Raw genomic sequence first — 3,076 nt, forward strand, 5'->3', positions numbered from 1 at the left:
ACTTCGCCTGTATATTCTGGAAGTTCTGGCTGAATAAGAGATTCACCCACATGACCTTCCTCTTGAGTACCCTTGGCTGTCACTTCGCCTGTATATTCTGGAAGTTCAGGTTGGATTGGAGATTCGCCTACATGGCCTTCTTCTTGAGTTCCTTTAGCAGTTACTTCGCCTGTATAGGCTGGGAGTTCTTCCTGGACAAGAGATTCGCCTACATGGCCTTCTTCTTGAGTTCCTTTAGCTGTAGTTTCCTCGGTTTGAGCGGGTTGATTCGGTTGAACAAGAGGCTCACCTTCATGAGTTTCTTCTTGTGTTACTTGACCTGTAGTCAATTTTTCATCATGAGTATTATCTGGGATAGAGACTTTCAAGTCTGCTTCTTTGAAGTACCCAATGTAGTCATACCCATCAATTTGAATAACTCCATTCGCTAAATCTTCTTTACTACATGAAGAGAGTGTCTGATTATAAGATTGTAGGACCTGATTTTCAAAAGCCTTAGCAGTAAGAGGAATAAAGTAACTACCTCCAAGGGCACCAATCAGTAGGATTCCAACTACCTTATTGCGATATTTCTTAGATATTAAGAGGACCGCTAAAGAAGCAGTTGCAAAACCGAGCCCCGCTAGCGCTAATTCTTTAGTTCCAGTACTTGGTAACTGCTGGCTTCCAACTTCTTTTTTTCTATAAACAAGATAAACAATATCATCTTGTTCTAAATTCGACGGAAGCTCTCTATGAATAAGGGCTTTTTCAGCTTCTGTCAGCTCTTGCTCTGCCAAATAGCGATAGTGTACCTGATTTGGCTCACAAACTTCATTAGCTGCTACTTGATCAAGCAAGAGGTTATTAGCACCAAAAAGCAAGGCCCCGATGATAGCAGAACCCACTCCAACAGAGAACTTTCTAATAGAATATTTTATAACCTTTTCAACTTGTTTCTTTTCCATTTTACGATTTCCTAATAGCATCTTGTGGGTATTGAGCACGCGCCCCTCCAATCAGTTTTGGACGACTAGCGAGCGCAGTTACGTGGGCATGGCCGATTGATTTTAAAACTGGACGTATAGGTACTTGAACATGCTTGATATGCATCCCAATAGCCGTATCTCCAATATCAAGACCTGCATCAGCTTTGATAAATTCGACCTCAACTGGGTCTTTCATATAGCGAAAGGCCGCCAATTGACCAGAACCTCCCGCATGCAGAGTCGGTAGAACGCTCACAATTTCGAGATTGTATTTGATAGCAACCTCTCGTTCCACTACCAAGGCTCGATTGACATGTTCGCATCCTTGAACTGCTAGATGGATACCTTTCGCTGACAGAATCTCTAATATTTTTTGAACAATCAATTCTCCAATTTCTTGACTAGAGGCTTTCCCGATGTGTCCTCCTATCACCTCACTGGAAGATAAGCCCAAAACAAAGAGAGCTCCCTCATGGAGAGAAGCTTTTGCTAATACATCTTCTAGGATTTCCTCTACCTCTTTTTGTAATTGTCCTTGGTCCATACTTTACCTCACTTACTCCTTTCTATGATATCGTTTTTTCATCATTTTAGCAAGCTAGGGGCATAGTCCACGTTCTGTTGACTCACCTATTTTCTAACCAAAAAAGACAGAGAATGTCCATCTCTGTCTCATTTATAACCATCATTATACTTTTTGGAGTCCTTGAACAGCATCATGATTAATGATAACTTGGCCGTATTCTTGAAGAACTGAACGGCTGATATCACTATCATCAGCAAATTCACGCATGCGAGCCAATAACCAAGCTGGATAAAGACTTGGATGATCTTCCACATCAACCAAGACTGTTAGATAGTATTGGTCGTTCATTTTGTAAAGTTCTGAAGTCTCCATTTGGTAATCAACTGTTTTCGCAAAAGAAACCAAACTAGTTAAGTCGTCAAAGCGTAGGATGTAGTAGATATAAGGTTCTCTTTTCCCTTCATTCACCTCAGCAATTTCATCAATCGCCGCTTCTTCCTCTTTCTCAACCTGCTCTAGAGATTGGATAGCTTCAATGTCTTCTTTAGTTTTCTCTGCCATGGTTTTTTCCAATGTTTTCAAGAACTCATCTGGAGACATTTTTGCTAGTTCATCCATGTCAGGAAGGTCTGCCAAGTCCTCAAAATCCAAATTTTGGTCAATCTTTGACTTAGTTACAAAGACATCAACCTTGTCAGGCTTTGGTGTCACTCGGAAGCTAAGCATGCCTGTATCCAAGAAACTGTCTGGCATTTCTAACTCATCCAAAATGGCGTAGAAGAACTCTTCTGTTTTTTCTTGTGGAACGAGAAAGTCTGCGATTTCCATTCCACGATCCATCAAATCTTCTAAAGACATAGTGATTTTTAAAGTCGTATCACTGATTTGTTTCATTTTCATAGTTCGTAACCTCATACTTTCAGTTCTATCTATTATACAAGATTTAAATGATTTTATCAAAAGAATGGCGTTGGAATGTTCATTGACATCTAATATAGAACACTAATTATGATTTAGAATTCTTTGTTATCAAAGATAAAACACTTCACTATGCACTAAATCTAGTTCGTGCTAAAATCAAACGAAGTTAACAAAACACCTATAAAGCTTAAGCTTTATAGGTGTTTTTATTGTAGAAAAATTTAATTATAATTTATTTAGAAACTTAATTCTTCTCTTGGCTCGCTTGTGTCTCAGGTTCAGTAGATTGATTTTTTTCCTCAGACGTTACAGATGAGCTTTCTGTTTGTTGAGTTCTCTCTACTTCTGTTGTTTCGAAAATGTGCCCCTGACTATTTGCTACCGTTTGTTCCTGAGTTGTTACCTCGGTTGTAACAGTCGTCCAAATTCCATCTGCATTGAGCTTGTACCCGTCAGGACTTGTTCCATTTCTTAGGAGAGAACCATTTGTTTGGAAATAGTACCAGTTACCATTCAGTTGTTTCCAACCAGTTTGCATAGCACCGCTTGCGTTCAGGTAATAACGGGAACCATCAATCTCTTGAAACCCTGTTAACATGACTCCTTCTTTGTCTAGATAGTACCAGAGTTCCTTGTCTTTGAGCCAACCTGTCTTCATAGC

General features: G+C 39.6%; 3 protein-coding genes and 1 pseudogene. All 4 read right to left on the reverse strand.

Annotation, left to right across the window (positions count from 1 at the left end; genetic code table 11):
• The coding region (locus QM419_RS09160) for a YSIRK-type signal peptide-containing protein (protein ID WP_414278572.1) at window positions 1-947 on the reverse strand (947 nt) is incomplete at its 3' end.
• A 1-nt stretch (window position 948) separates the two neighbouring features.
• On the reverse strand, window positions 949-1,512 hold the full coding sequence (locus QM419_RS09165) for a TIGR01440 family protein (RefSeq protein WP_414278573.1): 564 nt from the start codon (window positions 1,510-1,512) through the stop codon (window positions 949-951).
• 144 nt (window positions 1,513-1,656) lie between these two features.
• Window positions 1,657-2,394: an adaptor protein MecA gene (gene mecA / locus QM419_RS09170; protein WP_414278574.1), complete on the reverse strand. Its 738-nt coding sequence runs from the start codon at window positions 2,392-2,394 to the stop codon at window positions 1,657-1,659.
• Between the two features lie 265 nt (window positions 2,395-2,659).
• Window positions 2,660-3,076, reverse strand: a pseudogene (locus QM419_RS09175) (MBL fold metallo-hydrolase); the annotation flags it as partial.

It is taken from the genome of Streptococcus infantis, from assembly GCF_047464715.1.
In the GTDB taxonomy this organism is placed as follows: domain Bacteria; phylum Bacillota; class Bacilli; order Lactobacillales; family Streptococcaceae; genus Streptococcus; species Streptococcus infantis_S.